This window comes from Planococcus beijingensis, assembly GCF_016820615.1.
Lineage (GTDB): Bacteria > Bacillota > Bacilli > Bacillales_A > Planococcaceae > Planococcus > Planococcus notacanthi.
This window is the reverse complement of sequence record NZ_JADHDZ010000004.1, coordinates 1-24,578: the sequence shown is the minus strand read 5'-3', so window position 1 is coordinate 24,578 and position 24,578 is coordinate 1. Positions and strand designations below refer to the sequence as shown.

Here is a 24,578-nt window from a genome sequence, read left to right as displayed (position 1 = left end):
TCCGCAGTTATTCACTTAAAGTAGCTACATCGTATCCTTGATCTTCGATTGCTTCTGCAATTTGGCTAACTTCCACTGCGGAAGCGTCATAAGCGATATCTACTGAACCATTTTCCAAAGAAACTTCTACTTTATCGATTCCTGGCAATGCCATCACGCTGTCTTTTACTGAGCTGACACAATGTTGGCATGACATGCCGCTGACTTGCAAGTTGATTTGTTCTTTCATAGTGAATTCCTCCTTGTTATTTACGCATCATTTTTTGAATCGTGACTAACAGTTCGTCCAAAACTTCTTCTTCGCCATTTTCAAGGCGATCTTTGACGCAGCCTTTTAGATGGCCTTCAAGCAGCACTTTCGTGACACTGTTCAATGCTGACTGAGTAGCCGCGAGCTGCGTGATGATATCATCACAATAAACATCTTTATCTATCATACCTTTTATGCCCCGGATCTGGCCTTCCACACGATTGAGCCGAGTGGTCAAATCGCGTTTCACAGAAGGAGGATGATGGCTTTTTCGGCAAGAGGCATCGAGTGCAATGGTTTCTTCGATCAATTCGCTCATCTGAAGATCCTCCCATACTTAATTTCTAATTCGATTATACCTCATAGGGGTATGTGAATCAAGAGATTTACACAGCCTTATTATTTGTCATCAAAATGATAAGTTTAAAATCCTGAAATGATGGTATTATATGCATAGACACAGAAAAGTCAACAATAATACTTCTGCCTGTGAAACATGGCAGTTTGAAATACGTCTTTATAAGTACTAGAAATGACAAAGAGGTGATATGGATGGCGAAAAATGTAGATGTTCGCAGCATTGTTTCAAATTTATCGAAACTGGGAATCCAAGCAAAAATCACAAAATCTCGCGTAGAATTAATAAAAGCGATTGCCTTGCCTCAACCGATTCAAGCGCAGTCTCAACAATAATAAAACTCCGACGCACGGCGTCGGAGTTTTTTATTTTTTATTTTTATCGAACATATAGTTCTTATGATGGAACTTCATACTGAAGACAATTCCGAGCGCCAGCATATTCCCGATCAATGAACTGCCTCCATAACTGATGAAAGGCAAAGGAATTCCTGTAATCGGCAAAAGCTGGATAGTCATTCCGATGTTCTGGAATACGTGGAACGTCACCATGGCGATGATTCCTGCGCATACATAAGTGCTGAATGTATCTTTAAACTGCAAGGTGATTTTGGTCAAATGATAGATCAACATGAAGAACAGGATAATCACTGCGCTGGCTCCGATAAATCCGAAGTCTTCCGATATAACAGTAAAGATAAAGTCCGTATGGTTTTCTGGAACGTAAACTTGGCGCCCTTGGTAACCCTTGCCGAAGACTTCTCCTGAACCGATGGCATTCATCGCAGCAATCAGGTTATATCCACCGGATTCCGCATAGGAATAGGGATCAAGCCACGTATAAATTCGTTCGAACATATAAGGTTTTAACCCAAAAGCATTGGACAGGAAGTCTTGTGCGTTGATGGTCATCCATAACAGTAATCCGCCGATGACCGCGACCCCTCCGAAACTTGGTACAATGATCTTCCAGGAGATTCCTGAAACAACGACGATAGCCAATGTAATGGCAATAAACACGAGCGCAGTACCAAGGTCGGGCTGAAGCAGGATAAAACCGAGCGGAATCCCTACACAAAGAGCGATTTTTCCGAGTAAATAAAAGTCGGATTTGATGGTTTTCAGCAGGTTATGTTCGTGATGGGAGGAAATCATTTTTGCCAATGCCAATATATAGAAGGTTTTCATGAACTCCGCTGGCTGGATATTGACGAATGGCGTATGGAACCATGCTTTGGCGCCATTGACCGGTTCGGCGATCTGTCCGACACCGTCTGGCGATATCATCAACAGAATCAGCAGCAAGATGCCGAAACCGTATAAATAATAAGCCATTTTCTTATATTGTTCAGGATCGAAATACATTAAAACACCAATCATGCCGACAGAAATAATGTAAAATAAAGCTTGTCGCGGAACAAAATTCGTTAAATATTGCCCTGAAGTCTGGGCAGAAGAAATAGCCACTAAACTGACGATGAAGAAGAGGAATAAAATGAAAGCCAGCGACCAATCGATTCGGTCGGTGAAGCTTTTGTTAGTTTGCATGTATTTTCACCTGTACTTTTTATTATTATGAGTCGCACTATATTATAACGTATAAATCTGTAATATGCGCATGACAAAAGTAATGACGCAATTAGAGCAGAGATGTTTCATATTTACTCATTTTGGACGTATAATAGAAAATGGAATGGAGGTGGGGATATGGTAAAGAAACCGCTGAACGCGGATGCTTACATACAGCATTTATATATTTATTTGAACGAATCCGATCATTTTGCCTTATTCAGTGGACTTACCTTCGCCCATTTTTTGGACGCCATGAAATTGCCTAAAAACCTGTTATTGTTGAAGCACCCGTATGAAGATGCCTCTTTCAACATGCATACCCATATGGAATTTGCTACGCAAGAAGAGTTTGGGCAGCTGCGGAAAGCACGTGCAAACAAAAAAAGCGAGTTCTGCTGGGTCGATTTTAAAAGCGAAAAACAATTGAACTCCCTGACGCCTCAAGAACAAGCGGAACTGCTGTATATCGGCCATAAAAAAGAACCGGTTAAATCGCCGTTCTATGCCACGCTGCAAAATGAATTTGTCTATCTGTCCAGCGAAGAAGAAGAAACCACAAAAATATACTTCCGCAATTTAGAACGCCTGAATGAGCTTGTCGGAAATTATTTTACGTATTTGATTCGGCGCGAAGAAAACGGACAAAATTTTTGGCGCCGAAAATCAAAGGACCTGATTCCTGAATTGCCTACCGACATCCTGAAATCCTTGAAAAAGAATTACAGAGAAGGCGTACTCATTTCATTGGTGGACCCCGAAAAAACAAAAAATACAATCGAGTTGCATATCCGGCCGGTCGAGGAGATTTCCTTTTTGGATGAATTCTGGTCCGACATCGAGGAATACACCAAACAAGGGATTTCGCGAAAAATCATTTATGACAGAAAACAGAAAGTGTGGCAATGATACCTGGAAACAGGTATTATTTTTTTGGGCTGACAATAAGCCCGCGGTCAGAGAAAACGTAATATGCAAATGAAAGAAGGCAATTAGATGGCTTGGATTTATCTTATGATTGCAGGGATAACAGAAATTATTTGGGCGATCGGCTTGAAACTGGCAGATGGTTTTACGAATGTTGTTCCTTCTATTGTCACATTGATTTTTATTGTCATCAGCTTTCTGCTGTTCGCTATAGCCATGAAGACCATTCCCATCGGTACAGCTTATGCGGTTTTTACAGGCATTGGGGCTGCAGGCACAGCGGTTCTCGGCATCTGGTTATTTGATGAGAATGCAAGTTTGGAAAAACTGTTCTTTTTAGGCTTGCTGCTGTTCGGAATCATCGGTTTAAAGGTAATGGATGGAAAAGAAGCTTCCGGTAAGGGCGTGGAATCATGATGGCTTGGTTGATTTTGATAGCCGCTGGATTATTTGAAGTGGCTTTTGTCACCACCATGAAATTATCGGATGGTTTTAAAGTGAAATTCTATACAGTCTTGACCATTTTATCTGGTGCACTCAGCTTTTACTTGCTGTCCCTCGCTTTGACGACGATTGCATTGGGGACAGGCTATGCTGTATGGACCGGCATTGGAGCGGCGGGCAGTGTCTTGGTCGGCATGCTGTTCTTTAAAGAAAGCCGGCAACCGGCGAAAATGTTTTTCCTGTCCTGCATCATTGCAGGTGTAGCCGGTCTGAAAATATTCGGCGGCTGACAGGAAAAAATTATTAGTCACCGTAGGTTCGTGATAAACTAAGCAATATGGAAAATGAAATGAGGTTTCTTTGATGAAAAAAAGAATTGGTTTATTATATGGAGGCAAATCGGCAGAGCATGAAGTTTCTCTGTCCACAGCCTTGGCAGTTACAAAAGCACTTGATTTTGATGCGTACGAAGTTTACCCAATCTACATTACGCATGACGGGGAATGGAGAAAAGGGGAGCGCCTTGAAAAAACGGCGGAAACGATTGAACAGCTTCAATTGGCTGGCGATCTTTCCAAGCCGAATGACATTTCGAGCTTCCTTCCATTGCAAAGCGATAAAGCATTGGATGTCATTATTCCTTTATTGCATGGACCGAACGGGGAGGACGGCACTGTTCAAGGATTGCTGGAAGTGATGAATCTTCCTTACGTCGGAAACGGTGTACTGGCTTCTTCGGCTGGCATGGACAAAGTAGTGATGAAGCAATTGTTCGAGCAGGCAGGTTTGAACCAGACTCCTTATGTGTACTTTATTAGAAGAGACTGGGAAACGAATCAGGATTTTTGGGTAGAGAAAGTAGAAGCGGAACTGGCTTGGCCGGTTTTCGTCAAACCTGCGAATTTGGGGTCGAGTGTCGGAATCAGCAAAGCGGATAACCGGGAAGAACTGGTTGCTGCAGTCAAAGAAGCGCTTAAGTATGACCGCAAAATCGTGGTGGAACAGGGCGTGGTTGCCCGTGAAATCGAAGTTGGCGTACTTGGAAACGACGAGCCTGAATGCTCAGTAGCCGGCGAAATCAAACCATTGAAAGCTTTCTATGATTACCAGGCAAAATACAAAGATGGCAATACGGCGATGGTCATACCAGCTGAATTGGACGAAACGGTCTATGCGAAGCTGGAAGAGGATGCTAAAAAAGCCTTTAAGATCTTGGATTGTTCAGGACTTGTCCGTGCGGACTTTTTTGTGACAGAAGCCAATGAAATCCTGATCAATGAAGTCAATACATTGCCCGGCTTCACGCCTTACAGCATGTTCCCATTGCTATGGGAGAATACGGGGCTTCCGTATCCGCAATTAATCGAACGCCTCGTTTCTTTAGCGATTGAACGGCACGAAGAAAAACAATTACTTCAAGTTAAAATAGATTGAGTGGAGAAGCCAAATGAAAAAAAAGATTGAGCAAGTAGCCAAATGGCTGGATATCAAAACGAATTTAAAAGGTCTGGACGTTACAGGGGTTTCAATCAACACAAGAACACTTAAACCGGGTGATCTGTTCATTCCTTTCCGTGGCGAACAAGTGAATGGGCATAAATATGTCCGTTCAGCCATCGAACTGGGGGCGTCTGCTTCCCTATGGCAACGTGATGAACCAGGGGCACCGGATGATTTGCCTTTGCTTTTTGTCGATGACTGCGAAGTTGCGTTGCAGGAAATGGCCCGCGCATACCGCGACGAGCTGTCGGCGATCGTAATCGGAATCACCGGTTCAAACGGCAAGACATCCACAAAAGATTTGGTGGCAAGCGTTTTGAAACCTTATTTCAAAGTGCAAAAAACACAAGGCAACTTCAATAACGAGTTGGGTTTGCCGCTTACCATCCTGTCATTGGACGAAGACACGAAAGTCGCCGTTCTGGAAATGGGGATGAGCGGCAAAGGGCAAATAGAATTCTTATCTGAATTGGCTCGACCTGATTATGCAATCATCACCAACATCGGTGAGGCGCATTTGCAGGACTTGGGATCGCGTGAAGGCATTGCAGAAGCAAAATTCGAAATCACTGCAGGGCTTCAACAGCATGGAAAGCTTTTCTATGACGGCGATGAGCCTTTGCTGAAGCCGTTTATGGAAGACTTCCCCCAAGGCGTTTCGTTCGGATTCGATGACAATAACGAGTTGACGGTGACGGACATCAAAGCTACCGAAAATGGCAGCAGCTTTATGGTGAGCGGAATTATAGATGCAGCTTTCACAATTCCGGTTTTAGGTGAGCACCAGGTGAAAAACACCTTAGCAGCCATTTTGATCGCTCTGGAAGCTGGACTGTCAGAAGAACAAATTCGTAAATCCTTGAAGGATGCGGTATTGACGGATATGCGTATGCAGATGATCCAAGCGGACAATGGCGCCATTTTTATAAATGATGCTTATAACGCTGCACCTTCATCAATGAAAGCAGCTTTGAATTTCATTCGCGAAACGACGATGAAAGATAAAAAATGGATTGTCCTTGGCGATATGCTTGAACTTGGAGATGACGAGCAAAGCTATCACGAAGGGCTCAGTAAATACATTTCCGATAACTTAAAAGGTGTCTGTTTGTATGGCCCACGTATGAAGTGGCTTTACGATGAGTTGAAGCCTGTCTATGGAGGCAAATTGATCTGGAACGAAAATGATTACGCACCGATTGTCGACTTTTTGAAAAAATACATCAATAATGATGCGGTCATTTTAGTGAAAGGCTCGCGTGGCATGGCTTTGGAGAATGTCATTGAACCGTTTACTGCTCAATAATGTCTGCAGCAATGCCGTTGATGGTGAATAAAAAAGCGCAGCCTGCTCCATTAGCTATGGGCAAGCAGCGAAAAGAGGGAAATGATTTGAAGACCGGCGTTCTTTGTATCCACGGTTTTACAGGAGGTCCGTTTGAAGTTGAACCATTTGCTGATTTTTTGGTCGATCAAACCGATTGGATCGTAGAAATACCGACGCTTCCAGGGCATGGGGAAAAACTGGCACTAAAGAGCATTTCAGCTGAAAGTTGGATGATGGAAGCGGAACTTGCGTTAAAAGGATTGAAGAAAGTAGCGGATCGTATTATTGTCGTCGGATTCTCGATGGGCGGGTTGATCGCTATGTATTTGGCGATGCGCTACAAGGTGGACCGGCTGGTCCTGCTGAGTGCCGCTGCCAAATATATTAGTCCGGCGCAAATTTTTGTAGAAGTGCAGGATGCTATGAGAGATGTGCTAGCCGGAAAAATTGCGGAAAATGCATCTTTTCATCTTTATGAATACAAACTGATGAATACGCCCATCAGTTCAGCTGTCGAATTTCTGCGTGTAGTAAAGATGGTCCAGCCCTATTACGATAAGATCAAAGTTCCGGTTTGTATTGTCCAAGGCGGCAAGGATAGTGTTGTCCCGGCTTCAGCAGCGGATTTCATCTATGATCATATCGGGTCGGCTGAAAAACACATGATCCACTCGGAAATGGGGAAGCATCTGATCTGCTACAGCGATGATTGCGACGATTGGTTTAGAGAAGTTTTGGAGTTTATGAATAAAGGCGCAGATTAAACTGATTATTAGAACCTTTGTGTATTGATTGCAAATAGAGGGGATACGTGTTATTCTTTTGAAAGCAATGGATACATTTTTGAAACACTCTTCCCTGTGAAGAGTATTTTTTTGAGCAAAACGGTTTGTTCTATAGATAGGGCATCAAACACCCGCCGATCAGACCGCTCGGCAAAGCCCGAGCTTTTCCTGTTCACACATCCCCTCTGACTTAAAACTACAGAGTATGATTTTCGACGTGAAACTTCCTCATAAAGGCTCGACCTTGTCACTAATTCATCTAAAATGTACACCATTTGTAAATAAGATGAAGACAAAAGGAGATTGAAAAAATTTGGTTAAATTTTCAGAGTTAAATATCAGCGAAACAACTTTAAAGTCCGTAAAACGTATGGGGTTTGAAGAAGCAACACCGATTCAAGAGGGCACAATCCGTCTTGGAATGGAAGGCAAGGACATCATTGGACAAGCACAAACCGGTACTGGTAAAACAACCGCTTTCGGGATTCCTTTGATTGAAAAAATCGACACTAAAGACGGTAATGTTCAAGGATTGATCATCGCACCAACACGCGAATTGGCAATCCAGGTTTCTGAAGAACTTTACAGATTGGGCCAAGATAAAAACGTGCGTATTCTTTCAGTATACGGCGGCCAAGAAATCAGCCGACAAATCCGTGCACTTAAAAACCGCCCGCAAATTATCGTTGGTACTCCAGGACGTCTATTAGACCATATCAACCGCCGTACTCTTAAATTGGATAATGTAAACACATTGATCCTTGACGAAGCAGACGAAATGTTGAACATGGGCTTTATCGAAGACATTCAAACAATCATGGCAAGTGTTCCTGATACTCGCCAAACATTGTTGTTCTCAGCGACTATGCCGGATGCAATCCGCCGTATTGCAGAGAAATTCATGAAAACTCCTGAAATCGTTAAAATCAAATCAAAAGAAATGACTGTTGAAAACATTGAGCAATTCTATGTTAAATCAGTAGAACGCGAAAAATTCGACATTCTTTCACGTCTTTTGAATGTTCAACAGCCTGAACTGGCAATCATTTTCGGACGTACAAAACGCCGTGTTGACGAATTAGCTAAAGCTTTGAACATCCGTGGATACCTTGCAGAAGGAATTCATGGCGACTTGAGCCAAGCGAAACGTATGTCAGTTTTGAAACAGTTCAAAGCAGGCAAAATCGACATCCTAGTTGCAACAGACGTAGCAGCTCGTGGACTGGATATCTCAGGCGTATCACACGTATACAACTTTGATATTCCACAAGATCCTGAAAGCTATGTTCACCGTATCGGCCGTACTGGCCGTGCAGGTAAAAAAGGAGTCGCAGTCACGTTTGTAACACCTCGTGAAATGGGCTACTTGGGCATCGTTGAACGTACAACTAAGAAAAAAATGGAAGCTTTAGTTCCTCCAACTGCTGATGAGGCTGTACTTGGCCAAAAACGCGTTGCTATGGAGCAATTGCAAGAAATGACAGAGAAAAACAATCTAGGCGATTACCGTGAATTTGCGGCTAAAATGCTGGAAAACTTTGACGCTGTTGACTTAGTTGCTGCTGCAATTAAAACAATGACTAAAGAACCGGAAGATGTTCCAGTCTCTATTTCCGAAGAACGTCCTTTGCCATCACGCGGAGGCGGCGGATATAAAGGTAAAGGCGGAAGCGGACGCAGTGGCGGAGGCGGCGGCTATAAAGGCAACCGTTCTTCATCAGCACGCCCATCTTCAAGCCGTGGAGCAAGCTCAGGCGCAAGCCGTCGCCGTGAAGGCGGAAGTGGTGGCGGACGTCCAGGACGTACAACTCGCCGCAGCGAATCTTAATACCGATTATTTCAAGGGTGTATGCCGAACAGGAAACTGTTTGGGCATGCGCCCTTTTTTGCTGTCCAAATTTCATGTACAATTGGATGAAACGTTCCATTGGGTAAACCGTATAATGAATAGGGAAACGTGATTGGAGAGAAGAAAATGGATAACCAACCAAAAAATCAAATTTCACGAAAAGGACTGACGGTATGGCGTGTCTATGGAAGCATGGAAACGGCGGTCCTCGCATTGCTTGCGGTTGGAGCAGGAGTTTTAACATATTTTTTTGAATGGCCACAATGGCTTTATGCCCTTTATGGAGGGGTGATTCTGTTATTCGGTTTTCTGTTTATTTACCTGTTTCCGAAAATCCGGTGGCAACGCTGGCGTTACGAAGTGCGGGAACAAGAAATCGAATTGCAGCATGGATTGTTTGTGGTTACCCGGACACTCGTGCCGATGGTGCGTGTCCAGCACGTGGATACGGAACAAGGTCCGATTTTGCGGAAATACGATTTGGCGGAGATTTCGATATCCACAGCGGCGACCACACATACCATCCCAGCTTTGATCACTGCCGAAGCCGATGAACTGAGAGCCAGAATTTCCGTATTAGCAAGGGTGGCGGAAGATGATGTATGAAGAACGTTATAAACTGCACCCCATTTCTGCATTCATCAATTTCGTTAAAGGCTTAAAAGAATTGATTCTCCCGTTCATCATTATTTTCGGTGTCAATATATTCAGGGACGGCGGCGTCAGTTCAATGTTCAACCAAGGTTGGCAAGGCCTGATTCCAATCATAATAGGCAGTGTCGTTCTGGTATTCCTGTTGGTCGGCGGAATCATCAAGTGGAAACGTTTTGTCTATTGGTTTGAAGATGGGGAATTGCGTATTGAATATGGCTTGTTTGTAAAGAAAAAAAGATATATTCCGTTTGATCGGATCCAAAGCTTGAACTACACGGAAGGCATATTCCACCGTCCTCTTGGCTTAGTGAAAGTGAAAGTGGAAACAGCAGGCTCCGGAAAAGTAGGTCAGGCGGAAGCGGAACTGACAGCGATTTCGAGAGAAGATGCGGATCGCATTGAAAACGAAATGGAAAAAGCTAAACGCCAGCTTCCTGAAGAAACGGCCGCAAAAATGGGGCCGCATGAACAAGTCGAGCCACTTCCGAAAAAAGAAGCAAAAGTGCTTTACCGGATGTCGATGAAAGAACTGCTGATTCTGGCAACAACGTCCGGCGGCATCGGTGTGGTAATTTCAGCAGTGGCAATCTTCTTATCGCAGTTTTCCGAATTGATTCCTTATGATGCCATTTACGAAGAAGTGATGCTGTTTCTGCGTTTTGGAGCATTGATTGTAGCGTTGACGATCTTTTTTGTCCTGTTGGTGGCATGGGTTATTTCGGTCATTATGACTATTTTTGCGAATTACCAATTTACCATTCAGAGGGATGAAGACCATATCTATATCACTAGGGGATTGCTGGAAAAGAAAAAGGTTTCTGTCCCTCTCAAGCGCGTTCAAGGCATTAAAGTGAGCCAAAATCCACTGCGTGAACTTTTCGGATATGCGACAGTAATGGTGGAGAGTGCAGGAGGGTCTATTGGCGATAAAGATGAAAAAATCCGCCTGTTTCCTTTGGTGAAAACAGAACGGATGATTCCAATACTGGCAGAGCTGTTTCCGGAGCTGGAATGGACACCCGAGCTGGTCAAGGCGCCAAAACGAAGCGTCCACTTTTTCTATCGCCTCGACTTGCTTTGGTTCTCGCCGGTATTCGCAGCTTTAGGGTATTTTTTCTATCCGTATGGCCTCTTGGCGTTGATTATCGTGCCAATTGTTGTGGTTATCGGAATTTGGCAGCATCGGACGGTGGGCTATGCGCTGGCAGATAAACAATTGACGATGCAATTCAGAGGAATCAGCAAGCATCGATTCTTTATGCTGAAGAAACGCGTGCAGGTTGTGCAGGTGACGCAAAGTTATTTCCAGCGCCGCAAAGAGCTGGCTTCTATAAATTCAACGATCAAATCCGGGATGATGGGAGCGACTGCATCAACTCCCCATATGGAAAAAGCCGATGCCAGCCGCATTCTTGCCTGGTTTGAACCTTCCGGCAACAAAGAGTTGAAGCATTGAATCAACCCGAATTCTTGACATAAAAAAGCAGCCGGAATCATGATTCCGGCTGTCTTTATTTTTTTGCGCGCCAACTGACGATCCGTTTCGGATGGAAATAACTGAGGCCGATTAAAAATCCGGTGATCATTCCAGCGATATGGGCCGTGACGTTGACGTTCGGTGTCAAGAAAGTCATGACTATACTAATGACGATAATTGGGAGTATAATTTGTTTGAGCTGAGGCAAAGCGCGTCCGCCGTAGTACACCAATGCGCCAAATGCGCCAAACACTCCAAAAATCGCTCCGCTTGCTCCTACATGGGCATAATCGAGCGGCTGCAAAAAGTAAGTGGCCGCTGATGCGAAGAATCCAGCTACCAGGTAAATCGTGATAAAGCGGACTTTGCCGGTCAAACGTTCCAATTCAGGTCCGAATAGGAACAATGAAAACATATTAAACAGCAGGTGCATCAATCCACCATGCAGAAACATCGGTGTAAAGAATCGCCACCATTGGCCTTCTGCAATGTAAAAATTCGAGCCGACTCCATAAAAATAAAGCAGTTCGCCAAAGACAGGTAACCACGTCAATACATAAACCAGTAAATTAAGGGCGATTAAAGTGGAAACGACCGGATACATACGCAAGTATTGCTTAAAGCTTTCTGTTCGAATAAACATTTTGTCACCTCTATTTCATATTTCTAATTATACCTGTTACCTGTTTGCGATTGAAAGGAGAAACATTTATGATTACAGGAATCGGTTTGGATATCGTGGAACTTTCACGAATCCATCGGTTGGATGCCCGGTCGCCTAAGTTTCGTGAACGTGTACTGACTGAATCTGAGCTGGCCGAATACGGGCAGTTGACAGCAGCCAGAAAAGTGGAATTTTTGGCAGGGCGCTTTGCGGCAAAAGAGGCATTCTCCAAAGCCAATGGAACTGGAATTGGCGGTGCCTGTTCTTTTCAGGATATTGAAATCAGAAAAGATGCCAAAGGTAAGCCTTCCATCTATTTTCGGAATACAGAAACCGGTATGGTTTCCATCACTCATTCAAAGGACTTTGCAGCAGCGCAGGTTCTATTGCAGACAAATTATTAAGGCGGTGTAACGATGACAGAAAATTATCGGCCGACAAAAGCGGTCATTGATTTAGGTGCAATCAAAAAGAATTTATCAGCTTTTCAGCAAAGAAGCGGAGGTGCGGAAGTAATCGCAGTGGTCAAAGCGGACGCATACGGACATGGGGTTCTGGCAGTAGCGAAGACAGCGATTGAAAATGGTGTCCGCTTGTTGGCAGTGGCGACTCCGGACGAGGCTCTTTACCTGCGGGAGCAAGGGGTCAGCACAGACTTGCTGATCCTCGGGGCGACTCCTCCGAATTTCATTCAAGTCGCGCAGCGGCATAACATTATCGTAACCGCTGTTTCCCTCGACTGGCTGGCAATGGCGTCCGTGAATGTGGCGCCGGAACTGGATACGCTGAAGATCCATTTGAAAGTGGACACCGGAATGCGGCGTATCGGTGTTCAATTGGACGAAGTAGACGAGGCGCTTGAATTTATCGCCGATCATGAATTTGGTTTTGGAGGCGTCTTTACTCATTTTGCCACGGCCGATGAAGCGGACTCTGGGTTGTTTCTGGAGCAAGTGCGTGCAATGAACAGCGTCATTGATAAATTGGCTGATCCTTCTATCATGGTCCACGTTTCCAATAGTGCTGCCGCCATCATGCACCCGGAGATGTCATTTGACGCGGTGCGTGTAGGGATTTCGTTGTATGGCATTGCACCGTCTCCTTATGTAGGCAAAGAAATGCCTTTTGAATTGCATCCGGCTCTAAGTCTGGAAACAGAAATTATTCACGTGAAAAAAGTGAAAGCAGGACAGGCGCTGAGCTATGGAGCTACCTATCAGGCTGAACAGGATGAATGGATTGCAACGTTGCCGATCGGCTATGCGGACGGAATGCTGCGCGGCTTGCAAGGGCAGGAAGTTTTGGTGAAAGGTCAGCGTGTTCCGGTTGTGGGCCGGATTTGCATGGATCAGTGCATGATCCGCATTTCTGAAAAATTGCCGATCGGAGAAAAAGTTCAATTGATCGGCAGTCAGGCAGGACAACGGATTTTCATTGACGAATGGGCACGGAAGCTTGATACCATCCCTTACGAAATCCCTTGTATTTTAACGAAACGGGTGCCTCGAGTATACTCGGACAGCACAGAAGTTTCCGATTTACCTTTTCAGGAACCCGATACAATGTTAAGATGAGAAAGATAAAGGCAGAAGAACGGGATTTTCGGAGGTGTCGGCTGTGTATCAGAAGTCAAAGACAAAAGAAGTGGTTGTTAAATTGCCAAAGCAATTTATCTCAGAGTTGACGACTCATTCAGATGAACGTGTTGAAGAAAGTGGAGATTATATCTACGTTTCCACGCATCGAGTGACTAAAAATCTGTACGACTCATATCATATTCGGGAAGCGATGATCAAGGGCTACGTAGAGATGTCACAGATCAATCTATCGATTGCTTGTGAATGTTCTCACGCTGAGTACGAAGCGGAGCACACGACAGTGCGACTCGTAAGCGGAGGGTGACAACTTGATTGTAAAACGCGGGGATGTCTTTTTTGCAGAATTATCACCAGTTGTCGGGTCTGAGCAAGGTGGGACCCGCCCTGTCCTGGTGATTCAAAACGATATAGGTAATCGTTTCAGTCCTACTGTCATCATAGCTGCAATTACAGCACAGATTCAAAAAGCCAAATTGCCGACTCATGTAGAAATCAACGCCAAGAAATATGGCTTTGAACGTGATTCAGTTATTCTGCTTGAACAATTGCGGACTATTGATAAGTCGCGGCTGACCGATAAAATTACCCAGCTTGATGATACATTGATGGAAAAAGTGGACGAGGCGCTGGAAATCAGTGTAGGCCTTGTTAAATTCTAATCATACATACTCCTACAAAGACACCTTGAGAGCTTTTTCTCAGGGTGTTTTTTCTTGAAAATGGCTGTGCCGACAAAAAAGATGTGAAAAAAATGAATTTCCGATACAATAAAGAGTAGCAGATAAAATTTGAGATACATAGTGTCACAGGGAGGGTTTTTGATCTATATGAATAAACAGATGGCTCAATATATACAAGGCAACTTAACAGAGATTATTTCAAACTGGCAGGAAAAAATGAAAAACGAGAAAGATGAACGCGCTTTTCAAGTGATGCCTGTTGAATTGATGAATCAGACTAGCCATGAATTTGCGGAGCTGATGATATCCAATTTATTAGAAAGCCATCAGGCTTATGAAAGCCGAGTCAATGATTTTGCAGAAAAGGTAGTTCGCCTTGGCTGGTCCATCACCTTTGTTACAAAAGCGATCAATCATTTTGCGGAAATCGTCTATGAAGGAATGGTCCGGGAAGAAATCATTAACGAAGGGAATATCAAACCGTTTGTAGATGAATTCAGCAACTGGATTTCACCGATTCGGGACAGCACCATTCAGGCTTATTCCAAAACGTGGGAACGTACGGTCAGCCTTCAAAAGATTGCTTTGCAGGAGTTATCAGCCTCGCTGATTCCGGTTTTTGAAAAAGTTTCCGTAATGCCGCTCGTAGGGACGATTGATACGGAACGCGCAAAATTGATTATGGAAAACTTGTTGGAAGGTGTCGTCAAGCACCGTGCAGAAGTTGTATTGCTTGATATCACCGGTGTTCCGGTTGTAGATACAATGGTCGCCCATCACATTATCCAGGCAGCGGATGCTGTCCGTCTGGTTGGAGCGAAATGTATGCTTGTCGGAATTCGTCCTGAGATTGCTCAGACGATTGTCACGCTCGGCATTAACTTGAATGATTTTACGACAACAAGTACGTTGCAGCGAGGTGTAGAACAGGCATTGGCTTGGACAAACCGAAAGATTGTGGAGGTTGAGGACTGATGAATTTTAGAATTCCAATTTTAAAGTTACGAGATACATTAATTGTTTCAATCCAATGGGAGCTTGATGATCAGACGGCTCTTCAATTTCAAGAGGATCTACTGACTAAATTGCACGAAACAAGTGCGCGAGGTGTAGTCATCGATTTAACATCCATCGATTTTATCGACTCATTTATTGCGAAAGTTCTTGGAGACGTCATCAGCATGTCAAGCTTGATGGGGGCCCGAGTAGTCATTACCGGTATCCAGCCAGCAGTCGCTATCACTTTGATCGAGTTGGGAATTCGACTAGAAGACGTTATGACAGCGCTAGATTTAGAAAATGGCTTGGATAAACTTCAATTGGAATTGGAGGCTTAAACATGAGCGACCAGTCCTCGGTGGAAATTTTGACAGAATGGGATATTGTGGCTGCAAGACAACTCGGACGCAATGTGGCGAAAGAGCTTGGATTTGGCACAGTTGATCAGGCCCGTATTACAACGGCTATCAGCGAGCTTGCCCGCAATATATATTTATATGCCGGAAAAGGCAGGATTGAAATACAACAGTTAACAGAAAATGGCATCAAAGGAATCTTAATCATAGCTGCAGACAGCGGTCCAGGAATTCCTGATATCCGCAAAGTGATGGAAGATGGATTTACAACTTCCGGCGGCTTAGGAGCAGGATTGCCTGGTGTCAAACGCTTAATGGATGACTTTAAGATTGAAACAATATTAGGCGAGGGTACAGATATAAGAGCTACTAAGTGGCTTCGTTAGGGGGAAAACCCAATGGCTCAAGAAATTGAGAATCAATACAAAGAGATTTTAAATGAGTATATGAAAAAACAGACAGAACAAAATCTGTATGTCGGCCAAAACTTTAGCCGGCAGCTGATTTTGGAAAACATCGCACCTGAAGAAGTCATCAGCATGCACAAAGCGGCAATTCAAGAGTTATACAGTGAATTGCCGGAAGTGGTGTGGCATTCATTTGATTTTCTGATTGAAATGATGATTAATTATGGGTTGGCGTTGCAAGAACGCCAAAGCTTACTCAAGCAGCAGGAAGAATTGAAAGTGGAAATGGATCTTGCCGCCAACGTTCAGGAAACGTTGCTGAAGACCAAGTTGCCATTGCTGGAAGGTTTGGATATCGGCCTTCTTTCTGTTCCTGCGCGAAAAATGAATGGCGATTACATTTATTTTGTCAGTGATCACGATGGGTACGCTGGGGTGGCGGTTGCGGATGTAATCGGCAAAGGCCTTCCGGCTGCTCTTTGCATGTCCATGATCAAGTTCGGCATGGATAGTCTGAACAGCTCACATGCACTTCCAAAAGACGTATTGAGCGTCATCAACCGGATTGTCGAAAAAAGTGTGGATGACTCGATGTTTGTCTCCATGTTCTATAGCAATTACGATGCCAAGCAGGCTCGATTGACATATGGATCGGCAGGCCACGAACCGGCAATCCTCTACCGGGCCAAAGACAACCAATTCAGTGAGTTGTTCGCCAAAGGTTTGCTGCTCGGAGTATCTCCTGCAGCAGTCTATGAAGAACATACCGTTGATTTGGAAAAAGGCGACTTGGTCATCATGATGACCGATGGGGTCACAGAGGGCCGTAATGAAGACGGATTTATTGAGCGTGAAGTGATTTTTGAATTGATTGAACGGAACAAAGATGAACCTGCGCAAACCATTGTACAATATGTCTATGATGAGCTTGAACGCATGCAGAATGCGCAATTCCAGGATGATTTCACCTTGGTGATCTACAAAAAAGTATAAGGAATGTTTAGCAATGCGCTGATTGTGGTATTAATGCTTAGAACAGCTTTTTTTAGCGGGGTTGAATTAAAAAAAACGGGGTGTCGAATTACAATGAATATTCAAGTTGACTTAACTGAATCAGACAATATTCTCGAGGGCTTTATACGCGGGGAAATTGATGCGCATACTGCACCGGTCCTACGGGAAAAATTAGAGAATTATCAGAACCATCAAGGATTGAAAGCAGAGTTGGATCTTTCCGACGTTAATTATATGGACAGTACAGGCTTAGGTGTTTTCGTAGCTTTTTATAAATCAGTCAATTCAAATGGCGGACACGTAAAGTTAAAAGGACTTTCAGCCCGCTTGAAACGGCTATTCGATATTACAGGTTTAGGCGATATCATGGATATCGAATCAGTCGGGAAGGGTGGTAACTAATATGCGTCCTTTCGATTATGTAGAAATGCGTGTCCCTGCCAAGTCCCAATATGTTGGGGTTGCAAGACTTACCATTTCAGGGCTGGCCAGCCGCATTGGTTTTTCATTCGACGATATAGAAGATTTGAAGATTGCTTCAAGTGAAGCGGTGACCAATGCAGTTCAACACGCTTACGCAGAAGGCGAAGAAGGCGAAGTTGTCATCGGCTGTGCTTTGTATGAAGACAAAATCGAGATTATGGTAGCCGATCATGGCCAAAGTTTCGACTTTGAAGAAACAAAGGCAAAGGTAGGTCCTTATCACGACCAAGAAGAAGGAGCTTTTCTTCGTGAAGGAGGTCTCGGCTTGTATTTGATTGAAACATTAATGGATGAAGTCAAAGTTCATCATCAAGAAGGCGTAACAATCTTCATGACAAAGCATGTTGAAGGAGAGCAGGTGGAGAAGGATGTCGAAACAGTCTCATCCTAATCAGCCTACTAAAGAGCAGGTGCTTGAGTGGATTGAAGCTTATCAAAAGACAGAAGATGAAGAAGCCCAAACAAATTTGGTGTTGAATTATAAGCGTCTTGTTGAATCCATTGCGCGTAAGTACTCTAATGGTAAATCTTACCACGAAGATATCGCGCAAGTGGGCATGCTGGGACTTTTAGGAGCTATCAGACGTTACGATCCTTCATATGGGCGTAGCTTTGAAGCTTTTGCTGTGCCTACGATTATTGGCGAAATCAAACGCTTTTTGCGCGATAAGACATGGGCAATCCATGTACCGCGGCGCATAAAAGAATTGGGACCCCGTATTAAAGCGACGGTTGAAGTACTGACCACAGAACTTCAGCGTTCACCGCAAGTATGGGAAATTGCCGAGTACCTGGATGTCGATGAAGACGATGTATTAGAAGCAATGGAAATGGGCAAAAGCTATCAGGCACTTTCAATGGACCACTCTCTGGAGGCGGATTCAGATGGCAGTACCGTCACGTTGTTTGACGTTGTAGGCCAGGAAGATGATGGATACGAGAAAGCGGATCAGCGCATGCTTGTAGCTGAAGCGATGAATGTGCTTTCGGAACGGGAAAAGCAAATCATCCAATTCACTTACATAGAGCAGCTGAGCCAGAAAGAAGCTGGGGATAAACTCGGTATTTCTCAAATGCATGTATCCCGTTTGCAAAGAAAAGCCATCAAAAAATTGCAGGAAGCTATTTTAGCGGCTGGTGGGGTTTCGTAGTGGAGAAAATTCAGCATAGTTTTGTAGATGCTTTTATTTTCAACGAAGCAAAAAAAGGGAATCATGAATCCGGCGACAGTTACCATACGGTGTTGACGGATGATTACTTTATTTGCTCCGTAGCCGATGGACTAGGGAGTGGACCTGTGGCGCGTGAATCGTCTCAGGTCATTCCGCAAATTTTGCGTGAATACCACCACGAAACAATCGATCAATTGATGTATCGATTCAACGGATTGATGCTCCAAAAACGTGGAGCTGCCGTAGCCATTTTTAAAGTTGATTTTAATAAAAAGACCCTTGAATACAGCTGTGTCGGCAATATCCGCTTTTATCTGTATCGCAAAGCGACAGATGAAATTATTTACCCATTGCCGGTTATGGGGTATTTATCAGGGCGCCCTCAAAAATTGCGCACTCAGCTATACACGTATGTGGAAGATGATTTGTTCTTGATCCATTCCGATGGAGTGGATTTAAGAAATCCAAAAGCCATGATGCGAAAAGCTGCAGTTCCTGAACAACTGTATCGAGATATATTGGCGTCTATCCAAACAGGTGACGACGCGACCTTTATAACAGGAAGTCTTCTCAAATGAGAAGGCTTTTTTTGTGGATTAAAAACCGTATAAGTTTACTTAAAATTCTGACAAAATTAAAAGGTATTTATTCTATAATTTGAAAGCGCTTTCTCATACGATTCAATTAGTACAAAAGCAGAACGGAAAGGGGAAGTGGGAACGAGTAGTTGAAAGGTAGAGTAATCGGAGCAAAAAAGAACAAACGAGGGGGTTGGCAAAATGGCGAAGATTAAAAAGGGATTAAGTTACGAAACGATACTGGTTATGCTTTTTTTCGTGGCATGGGGCTTTCTGTATTTGGATAGACAAGCAATTTCCATGCTCATGCCTTTTATTATTGAAGATATTGCATTAACGAATACGAAAATCGGCCAAATCAATATGTGGCAGACCATTGGCTTTGCGCTGGCAGCTCCGACATTTGCAATTCTCTCAGATCGCCTCGGACATAAAAAGACCATCTTGTTTTGGGCGATGATCGTCACCTCCGTATTGGCGCTTCTGACCATGTTTGCGGAAACGTACACGTATATGCTGATTGTCCGGACCTTACTGGGAGCCAGTGAAGGGGTTATTCTTCCGATTTCGCTTTCACTTTTGGCCTCTGTCTCGCGTCCGACAACGCTGGGCCGCAACATGGGCTTAGTTTATGCGGGGGCTGCGGTAATTGGAGTGGCGATTGGGCCATTGGTGGTGACGCAATTGGGCGACTTATTCGGTTGGCGTTATGCGTTTTTATTCGTCAGTATTCCAAGTTTCATTGCAGCTTTGCTGATGCTTCGTTTTGTGAAACCGCCTGAAACTGTGGTGAAAACGGAAGCTGTTACTGCATTCAATGTCAGCACTATCTATAACAGTGTGAAAAACCGCAATATCCTGATTTGTATTTTGATCAGTATTTTCTGTATGGGTGCGATGTGGACATTTAATGCATTCTTGCCGCTGTATCTGACACAAGTGAGCCTATTGTCAAACACTCAAATGGGTTTGGTGTTCTCGCTGTTTGGTCTATTGACTATCATCTGGCAGATATTCATTCCTTACTCTTCTGATAAAATCGGCCGTAAACCAGCAATGACAGGGTACTTGGCTATGGCCATGGTAACACCTCTTGTTTTGTTCGTTTTCCCGCAATCCGCGGTAAGCTTGGTTGTTTTGGTGTTGCTGGGTGGAATTATCTTGGCGATGAACACACTTTACCAAAGCATCATTCCGGTAGAAAGTGTGCCTGTAGCGGTAATGGCTACAGCGAATGCATTGATTATGGGGATTGGTGAATTGGTGGGTGCCTTCTCGATTGGATTATCCGGCATATTGGCAGATTCCTTTGGATTGACCGCTGTTATGGTTGTCATTCCGATTTCCTACTTGATCGCTTTCCTTATTTCCTTCGGATTAATTGAAACATTAAAAGGAAAAGCAACCCGCAACAAACCGGCGCTGGTCGAAGTTCCGACAGAGACCTAAGAGAAAGGCGCTTTGCTTCCACTAAGAGAAAGCATTCTTTATAAAAGTACAATCCCATAATTAAGTTCAGCGTTTCTTTAAAATAGATCCAGTGAATAATGGAGGCCCTCAAAAAAGAGGGCTTTTTTCGTGTTTATATTACGGGTTGTTAATAGTAGCGGCAGCCCCTCTGACTGCTTGCGCTTTTCAGAATGTGTTAAAATGAAAGGGAACTGAAGGGAAGTGTCCAGATGGAAATGCAACAAATCCACACATTAATCGCAAAAGAAACGGGCGTACGAAACAACCAGGTTGCCCAGGTCATCGCATTGATTGAAGATGGCAATACTGTGCCGTTTATCGCGCGGTACCGGAAAGAGGCTACCGGATCTTTGGATGAAGTCCAAATCAAAGCAATTGACGACCGGTATACATACATTCAGAACTTAGAGCAACGAAAAATAGATGTCATCCGTTCCATAGCGGAACAGGAAAAGCTGACAGATGAACTGGAAAAGGCGATTCACAATGCCACAGTCCTGCAGCGCGTTGAAGATTTATACCGGCCATACAAGCAAAAACGGCGGACCAAAGCGACCATCGCGAAGGAAAAAGGCTTGCAGCCATTAGCGGACTGGCTGATGGAACCTGGCAATGAAAAACTGACTGACAAAGCGCAGGGATTTGTTGATGAGGAAGCCGGCGTAGCTTCAGCGGAAGAAGCGATTCAAGGGGCGCAGGATATTTTGGCGGAATTATTTGCAGATGATCCTGACATTCGGGAAAAAATCCGCTATATGACGCGAAAAGACGGAACCATTGCCACTGTCGCCAAGAAAAATCACGAGGATGAAAAACAAGTCTTTCAAATGTATTACGAATACGAAGAAGCTATCCAGAAAATCGTTCCGCACCGGATTTTAGCAATCAACCGCGGAGAAAAAGAGGATGTCTTGAAAGTATCCATTAATCCGCCTGCGGATCGCATCATCACATTGATGAAAAATAAATGGATGAAGCAGGCACGTCTGACCGGTGAAGTGGTCGTTGCGGCAATTGAAGACAGTTACAAGCGGCTAATCCAACCATCCGTTGAACGGGAAATCCGGACGGAGCTGAGCGAAAAAGGGGAAACGCAAGCCATCCATATTTTTTCAGAAAACTTGCGGAACCTTTTGCTGCAGCCTCCGATGAAAAACAAGATGGTATTAGGGGTCGATCCGGCTTACCGCACCGGTTGCAAATTGGCAGTTATCGATGAAACAGGAAAGCTGTTGGAAGTGGCAGTCATTTATCCGCATCCGCCGAAATCCGATCAAGTGGGTGCAAAGAAAATCATGGAGCGGTTAACGTCCAAATACCCGATTGAAATCATGGCGATCGGCAATGGCACCGCATCTCGGGAGACCGAGCAATTTGTAGCAGACTTTCTGTCGGAAACCTCGGCCGATATCTCATATGTGATCGTCAACGAAGCAGGGGCCAGCGTCTATTCGGCATCCGATATTGCCCGTGCTGAGTTTCCAGATTTAAAAGTTGAAGAGCGAAGTGCGGCATCGATTGCACGCCGTCTGCAAGATCCGTTGTCTGAATTGGTGAAGATCGATCCAAAAGCGGTCGGTGTCGGACAGTATCAGCACGACGTTTCCCAGAAGAAATTAGCGGATCAATTGACATTTGTGGTAGAGACCGCTGTTAACCAAGTCGGCGTCAACGTCAATTCGGCCTCTTCTTCTTTACTGCAATATGTGGCGGGCTTAAGTAAAACCGTGGCGGAAAACGTCATCAAGGTCCGTGATGAGAATGGCCGATTCACTTCGCGCGTTCAGCTTAAAAAGATTCCGCGCTTAGGAGCGAAAACCTATGAACAGGCAATCGGATTCCTGCGGATCCCTGAAGGAAAGAATCCGCTCGATGCGACAGGCATTCATCCGGAGAGTTATGAAATTGCGGGAAAGCTGTTGAAGTTGGTTGGAGAAGATAAGAAATCGGTTGGAAAAGCAGGCATCTCTGAAAAATTGGAAGCACTCGAACTGACCGAGCTTAGCGAACGATGGGGAGTAGGGGAAGTTACGTTGAAAGATATTCTGGATGCGCTGAAGAAACCGTTCCGTGATCCGCGCGATGAATTCCCGCAACCACTATTGAAGAATGACATTCTGAAAATGGAAGATCTGCTGCCAGGGATGGAAGTGCAGGGAACAGTCCGTAACGTTGTGGACTTTGGTGCATTTGTTGATATCGGGGTGAAGCAGGATGGCCTCGTGCACATCTCGAAATTGAAAAAGGGCTTTGTGAAGCATCCGTTAGAAGTAGTGGCAGTGGGAGACATTGTCACAGCCTGGGTGGAAAAAGTGGAGAAAGACAAAGGGCGGATTGCTCTGACAATGCTCCAGCCAAAAGAGCAGACCCTTTAACCTTAAGCATAGGGGAGTTAATATGACGAACGAAGAATTAACTGGGCTGATCAAGGAGATTTCACTGGTGAGTTTTCGGAAACCCTTTCGGCATGAAGGTGTTTTCAATTCCAGGCTGCGGACGACAGGGGGCCGATATCTGTTGCGTTCGCATAATATCGAAATCAATCCAAGCTCTTATGAAAAGTTCGGCTATGCCGAACTTGAAGGCATTATTAAACACGAACTGTGCCATTATCATCTTCATATAGAAGGAAGAGGCTATAAGCATCGCGACAGGGACTTCCGGGAATTGTTGAAGGAAACCGGTTCGCCGCGCTTTTGTTCCACTTTGGAAAACAAAACGAGGCAGCGTCCTGTCAAGGCGTATCAGTACGAATGCGTTACGTGCAAAACGAAGTATCAGCGCAAGATCCGGATGAATACGGATCGTTACAGATGTGGACGTTGCTCCGGAAAACTGACAATGAAATGATAAACTGATAGAGTGAGGAGGCTGGCCAACCGTTGGCAGCCTCCCTTTTGCTATTGTTATTTCATGCACAATATTTAGCCGTGAAAAACAAATAATAAATTAAAGTGAAAAAGGTATTGACGATTCCTTCAGACCTCTTTATAATAGAAAAAGTCGACAAGTAATAAAACATTATTCCGAAGTAGCTCAGTGGTAGAGCACCGCACTGTTAATGCGATGGTCGTAGGTTCGAGTCCTACCTTCGGAGCCATTTATGGCCCCTTGGTCAAGCGGTTAAGACACCGCCCTTTCACGGCGGTAACACGGGTTCGAATCCCGTAGGGGTCACCATCTTATAAAAAAACAATTAATCTGAAAAGTTATAGTTCGATAACTTCTGTGTTACACTAACACTCAAGCCAGTCGAGTAGAATGAAACGAGTTATTGCTTTCGTTGCTTTTACAGAATGGTTATAAGGAAATTACAACTTTATTATTATTGTCGCGGGGTAGAGCAGTTCGGTAGCTCGTCGGGCTCATAACCCGGAGGTCGCAGGTTCAAATCCTGCCCCCGCAACCAAATGGTCCCGTGGTGTAGCGGTTAACATGCCTGCCTGTCACGCAGGAGATCGCCGGTTCGATCCCGGTCGGGACCGCCATTTTTATTGGGGTATAGCCAAGCGGTAAGGCAACGGGTTTTGATCCCGTCATGCCCTGGTTCGAATCCAGGTACCCCAGCCATTATTATTAAAACGTAGCGACGATGAATTAGAAATTCTTATTGACATCGAAACGGTGATGAAGTATAATGGAATTTGTCCCTAAAAATAATTCAATGCGGTCGTGGCGGAATGGCAGACGCGCTAGGTTGAGGGCCTAGTGGGAGAAATCCCGTGGAAGTTCGACTCTTCTCGGCCGCACCATACATCTCTAATGCGCCCGTAGCTCAATTGGATAGAGTACTTGACTACGAATCAAGCGGTTAGAGGTTCGAGTCCTCTCGGGCGCACCATATTTTTTCTTCCATATAATATATGCGGGTGTAGTTTAGTGGTAAAACCTCAGCCTTCCAAGCTGATGATGAGGGTTCGATTCCCTTCACCCGCTCCAAAATTTTATTCCTGAACCTTGAAAACTGAACAGCAAAACGTCAACATACAGCAACGGCCGCGCAAACGGCCCGCGCAAA

General features: G+C 44.5%; 29 protein-coding genes and 8 tRNA genes. 33 read left to right on the top strand and 4 right to left on the bottom strand.

Translation table 11 applies throughout. The features are described from left to right. Positions 1–7: 7 nt before the first annotated feature. Positions 8–229 carry a copper chaperone CopZ gene (gene copZ / locus IRE19_RS11075; protein WP_191715564.1) on the bottom strand — a complete coding sequence of 74 codons (222 nt, stop codon included), beginning with the start codon at positions 227–229 and terminating at the stop codon, positions 8–10. A 16-nt stretch (positions 230–245) separates the two neighbouring features. Continuing rightward, positions 246–569 (bottom strand): metal-sensitive transcriptional regulator, encoded by a 324-nt coding sequence (locus IRE19_RS11070; RefSeq protein ID WP_191715565.1) that lies wholly within the window; start codon positions 567–569, stop codon positions 246–248. 233 nt (positions 570–802) lie between these two features. Between IRE19_RS11070 and IRE19_RS11065 the strand changes: the two genes are divergently transcribed. Next, complete coding sequence (locus IRE19_RS11065; RefSeq protein WP_191715566.1) at positions 803–943, top strand: Lmo0850 family protein; 141 nt, start codon at positions 803–805, stop codon at positions 941–943. Between the two features lie 30 nt (positions 944–973). Here IRE19_RS11065 and IRE19_RS11060 read toward each other — a convergent pair whose 3' ends face one another. Further along, a complete protein-coding gene (locus tag IRE19_RS11060) occupies positions 974–2,155 on the bottom strand; it encodes an FtsW/RodA/SpoVE family cell cycle protein (RefSeq protein WP_203340424.1) in 1,182 nt (393 codons plus the stop codon). Between the two features lie 159 nt (positions 2,156–2,314). On the opposite strand from IRE19_RS11060, the gene IRE19_RS11055 reads away from it, so the two are divergent. From IRE19_RS11055 to IRE19_RS11015, 9 genes are all read left to right on the top strand, one after another. After that, positions 2,315–3,085: a hypothetical protein gene (locus IRE19_RS11055; RefSeq protein WP_203340423.1), complete on the top strand. Its 771-nt coding sequence runs from the start codon at positions 2,315–2,317 to the stop codon at positions 3,083–3,085. Positions 3,086–3,172: 87 nt separating this feature from the next. Further along, positions 3,173–3,520: a DMT family transporter gene (locus IRE19_RS11050; RefSeq protein ID WP_191715569.1), complete on the top strand. Its 348-nt coding sequence runs from the start codon at positions 3,173–3,175 to the stop codon at positions 3,518–3,520. Further along, entirely contained in the window at positions 3,520–3,837 is a 318-nt protein-coding gene (locus tag IRE19_RS11045) for a DMT family transporter (RefSeq protein WP_191715608.1), read from the top strand. The genes IRE19_RS11050 and IRE19_RS11045 overlap by 1 nt, the downstream gene beginning before the upstream one ends. Positions 3,838–3,910: 73 nt before the next feature. Beyond that, positions 3,911–4,981: a D-alanine--D-alanine ligase gene (locus IRE19_RS11040; protein WP_203340422.1), complete on the top strand. Its 1,071-nt coding sequence runs from the start codon at positions 3,911–3,913 to the stop codon at positions 4,979–4,981. A gap of 13 nt (positions 4,982–4,994) precedes the next feature. Next, positions 4,995–6,353, top strand: coding sequence for a UDP-N-acetylmuramoyl-tripeptide--D-alanyl-D-alanine ligase (locus IRE19_RS11035; RefSeq protein WP_203340421.1), 1,359 nt, complete (start codon positions 4,995–4,997; stop codon positions 6,351–6,353). Positions 6,354–6,439: 86 nt separating this feature from the next. After that, the gene (locus IRE19_RS11030; RefSeq protein WP_203340739.1) at positions 6,440–7,138 is read left to right on the top strand and encodes an alpha/beta hydrolase; all 699 of its coding nucleotides are present in this window, start codon (positions 6,440–6,442) and stop codon (positions 7,136–7,138) included. A gap of 334 nt (positions 7,139–7,472) precedes the next feature. Further along, positions 7,473–8,987 carry a degradosome RNA helicase CshA gene (gene cshA / locus IRE19_RS11025; RefSeq protein ID WP_191715572.1) on the top strand — a complete coding sequence of 505 codons (1,515 nt, stop codon included), beginning with the start codon at positions 7,473–7,475 and terminating at the stop codon, positions 8,985–8,987. 147 nt (positions 8,988–9,134) lie between these two features. Beyond that, on the top strand, positions 9,135–9,614 hold the full coding sequence (locus IRE19_RS11020; RefSeq protein WP_191715573.1) for a PH domain-containing protein: 480 nt from the start codon (positions 9,135–9,137) through the stop codon (positions 9,612–9,614). Further along, the gene (locus tag IRE19_RS11015) at positions 9,607–11,118 is read left to right on the top strand and encodes a PH domain-containing protein (protein WP_203340738.1); all 1,512 of its coding nucleotides are present in this window, start codon (positions 9,607–9,609) and stop codon (positions 11,116–11,118) included. The genes IRE19_RS11020 and IRE19_RS11015 overlap by 8 nt, the downstream gene beginning before the upstream one ends. A 55-nt stretch (positions 11,119–11,173) precedes the next feature. Here the strand turns inward: IRE19_RS11015 and IRE19_RS11010 are convergent, their stop codons facing one another. Then, positions 11,174–11,782: a rhomboid family intramembrane serine protease gene (locus IRE19_RS11010; RefSeq protein ID WP_191715574.1), complete on the bottom strand. Its 609-nt coding sequence runs from the start codon at positions 11,780–11,782 to the stop codon at positions 11,174–11,176. 68 nt (positions 11,783–11,850) lie between these two features. Here IRE19_RS11010 and acpS point away from each other — a divergent pair, with 68 nt between their 5' ends. The 23 genes from acpS to IRE19_RS10895 all read left to right on the top strand — a co-directional run bounded on the left by acpS (position 11,851) and on the right by IRE19_RS10895 (position 24,499). Further along, the gene (gene acpS / locus IRE19_RS11005) at positions 11,851–12,207 is read left to right on the top strand and encodes a holo-ACP synthase (RefSeq protein ID WP_191715575.1); all 357 of its coding nucleotides are present in this window, start codon (positions 11,851–11,853) and stop codon (positions 12,205–12,207) included. Positions 12,208–12,219: 12 nt separating this feature from the next. Beyond that, positions 12,220–13,377 (top strand): alanine racemase, encoded by a 1,158-nt coding sequence (gene alr, locus IRE19_RS11000; protein WP_203340420.1) that lies wholly within the window; start codon positions 12,220–12,222, stop codon positions 13,375–13,377. Between the two features lie 43 nt (positions 13,378–13,420). Further along, complete coding sequence (locus tag IRE19_RS10995) at positions 13,421–13,705, top strand: transcriptional regulator (RefSeq protein WP_191715577.1); 285 nt, start codon at positions 13,421–13,423, stop codon at positions 13,703–13,705. 4 nt (positions 13,706–13,709) lie between these two features. Continuing rightward, on the top strand, positions 13,710–14,060 hold the full coding sequence (locus IRE19_RS10990) for a type II toxin-antitoxin system PemK/MazF family toxin (RefSeq protein ID WP_008432415.1): 351 nt from the start codon (positions 13,710–13,712) through the stop codon (positions 14,058–14,060). A 168-nt stretch (positions 14,061–14,228) separates the two neighbouring features. Next, positions 14,229–15,056 carry an RsbT co-antagonist protein RsbRA gene (locus IRE19_RS10985; protein WP_191715578.1) on the top strand — a complete coding sequence of 276 codons (828 nt, stop codon included), beginning with the start codon at positions 14,229–14,231 and terminating at the stop codon, positions 15,054–15,056. Continuing rightward, positions 15,056–15,418: an STAS domain-containing protein gene (locus IRE19_RS10980; protein ID WP_008432419.1), complete on the top strand. Its 363-nt coding sequence runs from the start codon at positions 15,056–15,058 to the stop codon at positions 15,416–15,418. The genes IRE19_RS10985 and IRE19_RS10980 overlap by 1 nt, the downstream gene beginning before the upstream one ends. 2 nt (positions 15,419–15,420) lie before the next feature. Next, the gene (locus IRE19_RS10975; RefSeq protein WP_006830184.1) at positions 15,421–15,822 is read left to right on the top strand and encodes an anti-sigma regulatory factor; all 402 of its coding nucleotides are present in this window, start codon (positions 15,421–15,423) and stop codon (positions 15,820–15,822) included. Positions 15,823–15,834: 12 nt separating this feature from the next. Further along, positions 15,835–16,836 (top strand): PP2C family protein-serine/threonine phosphatase, encoded by a 1,002-nt coding sequence (locus IRE19_RS10970; RefSeq protein WP_203340419.1) that lies wholly within the window; start codon positions 15,835–15,837, stop codon positions 16,834–16,836. A gap of 93 nt (positions 16,837–16,929) precedes the next feature. Then, entirely contained in the window at positions 16,930–17,259 is a 330-nt protein-coding gene (locus IRE19_RS10965) for an anti-sigma factor antagonist (protein WP_203340737.1), read from the top strand. Position 17,260: 1 nt separating this feature from the next. Beyond that, the gene (gene rsbW / locus IRE19_RS10960; RefSeq protein ID WP_191715581.1) at positions 17,261–17,731 is read left to right on the top strand and encodes an anti-sigma B factor RsbW; all 471 of its coding nucleotides are present in this window, start codon (positions 17,261–17,263) and stop codon (positions 17,729–17,731) included. Continuing rightward, complete coding sequence (sigB, locus tag IRE19_RS10955) at positions 17,709–18,491, top strand: RNA polymerase sigma factor SigB (RefSeq protein ID WP_191715582.1); 783 nt, start codon at positions 17,709–17,711, stop codon at positions 18,489–18,491. The genes rsbW and sigB overlap by 23 nt, the downstream gene beginning before the upstream one ends. Beyond that, a complete protein-coding gene (locus IRE19_RS10950; protein ID WP_191715583.1) occupies positions 18,491–19,090 on the top strand; it encodes a PP2C family serine/threonine-protein phosphatase in 600 nt (199 codons plus the stop codon). The genes sigB and IRE19_RS10950 overlap by 1 nt, the downstream gene beginning before the upstream one ends. A gap of 201 nt (positions 19,091–19,291) precedes the next feature. Beyond that, on the top strand, positions 19,292–20,539 hold the full coding sequence (locus IRE19_RS10945; RefSeq protein WP_203340418.1) for an MFS transporter: 1,248 nt from the start codon (positions 19,292–19,294) through the stop codon (positions 20,537–20,539). Between the two features lie 230 nt (positions 20,540–20,769). Next, positions 20,770–22,935: a Tex family protein gene (locus tag IRE19_RS10940; RefSeq protein ID WP_284700316.1), complete on the top strand. Its 2,166-nt coding sequence runs from the start codon at positions 20,770–20,772 to the stop codon at positions 22,933–22,935. Between the two features lie 22 nt (positions 22,936–22,957). Then, positions 22,958–23,410 (top strand): SprT family protein, encoded by a 453-nt coding sequence (locus tag IRE19_RS10935; RefSeq protein WP_203340417.1) that lies wholly within the window; start codon positions 22,958–22,960, stop codon positions 23,408–23,410. 175 nt (positions 23,411–23,585) lie between these two features. Further along, positions 23,586–23,660 (top strand) — tRNA-Asn (locus IRE19_RS10930). A 5-nt stretch (positions 23,661–23,665) separates the two neighbouring features. Continuing rightward, positions 23,666–23,740: transfer RNA gene (locus tag IRE19_RS10925), tRNA-Glu, on the top strand. 152 nt (positions 23,741–23,892) lie between these two features. After that, positions 23,893–23,969, top strand: a tRNA-Met gene (locus tag IRE19_RS10920). A 3-nt stretch (positions 23,970–23,972) separates the two neighbouring features. Beyond that, positions 23,973–24,048, top strand: a tRNA-Asp gene (locus IRE19_RS10915). A gap of 7 nt (positions 24,049–24,055) precedes the next feature. Beyond that, positions 24,056–24,130: transfer RNA gene (locus tag IRE19_RS10910), tRNA-Gln, on the top strand. Positions 24,131–24,226: 96 nt separating this feature from the next. Next, positions 24,227–24,312: transfer RNA gene (locus IRE19_RS10905), tRNA-Leu, on the top strand. Between the two features lie 12 nt (positions 24,313–24,324). Next, positions 24,325–24,401: transfer RNA gene (locus tag IRE19_RS10900), tRNA-Arg, on the top strand. A 24-nt stretch (positions 24,402–24,425) separates the two neighbouring features. Beyond that, positions 24,426–24,499: transfer RNA gene (locus tag IRE19_RS10895), tRNA-Gly, on the top strand. Positions 24,500–24,578: the final 79 nt, after the last annotated feature.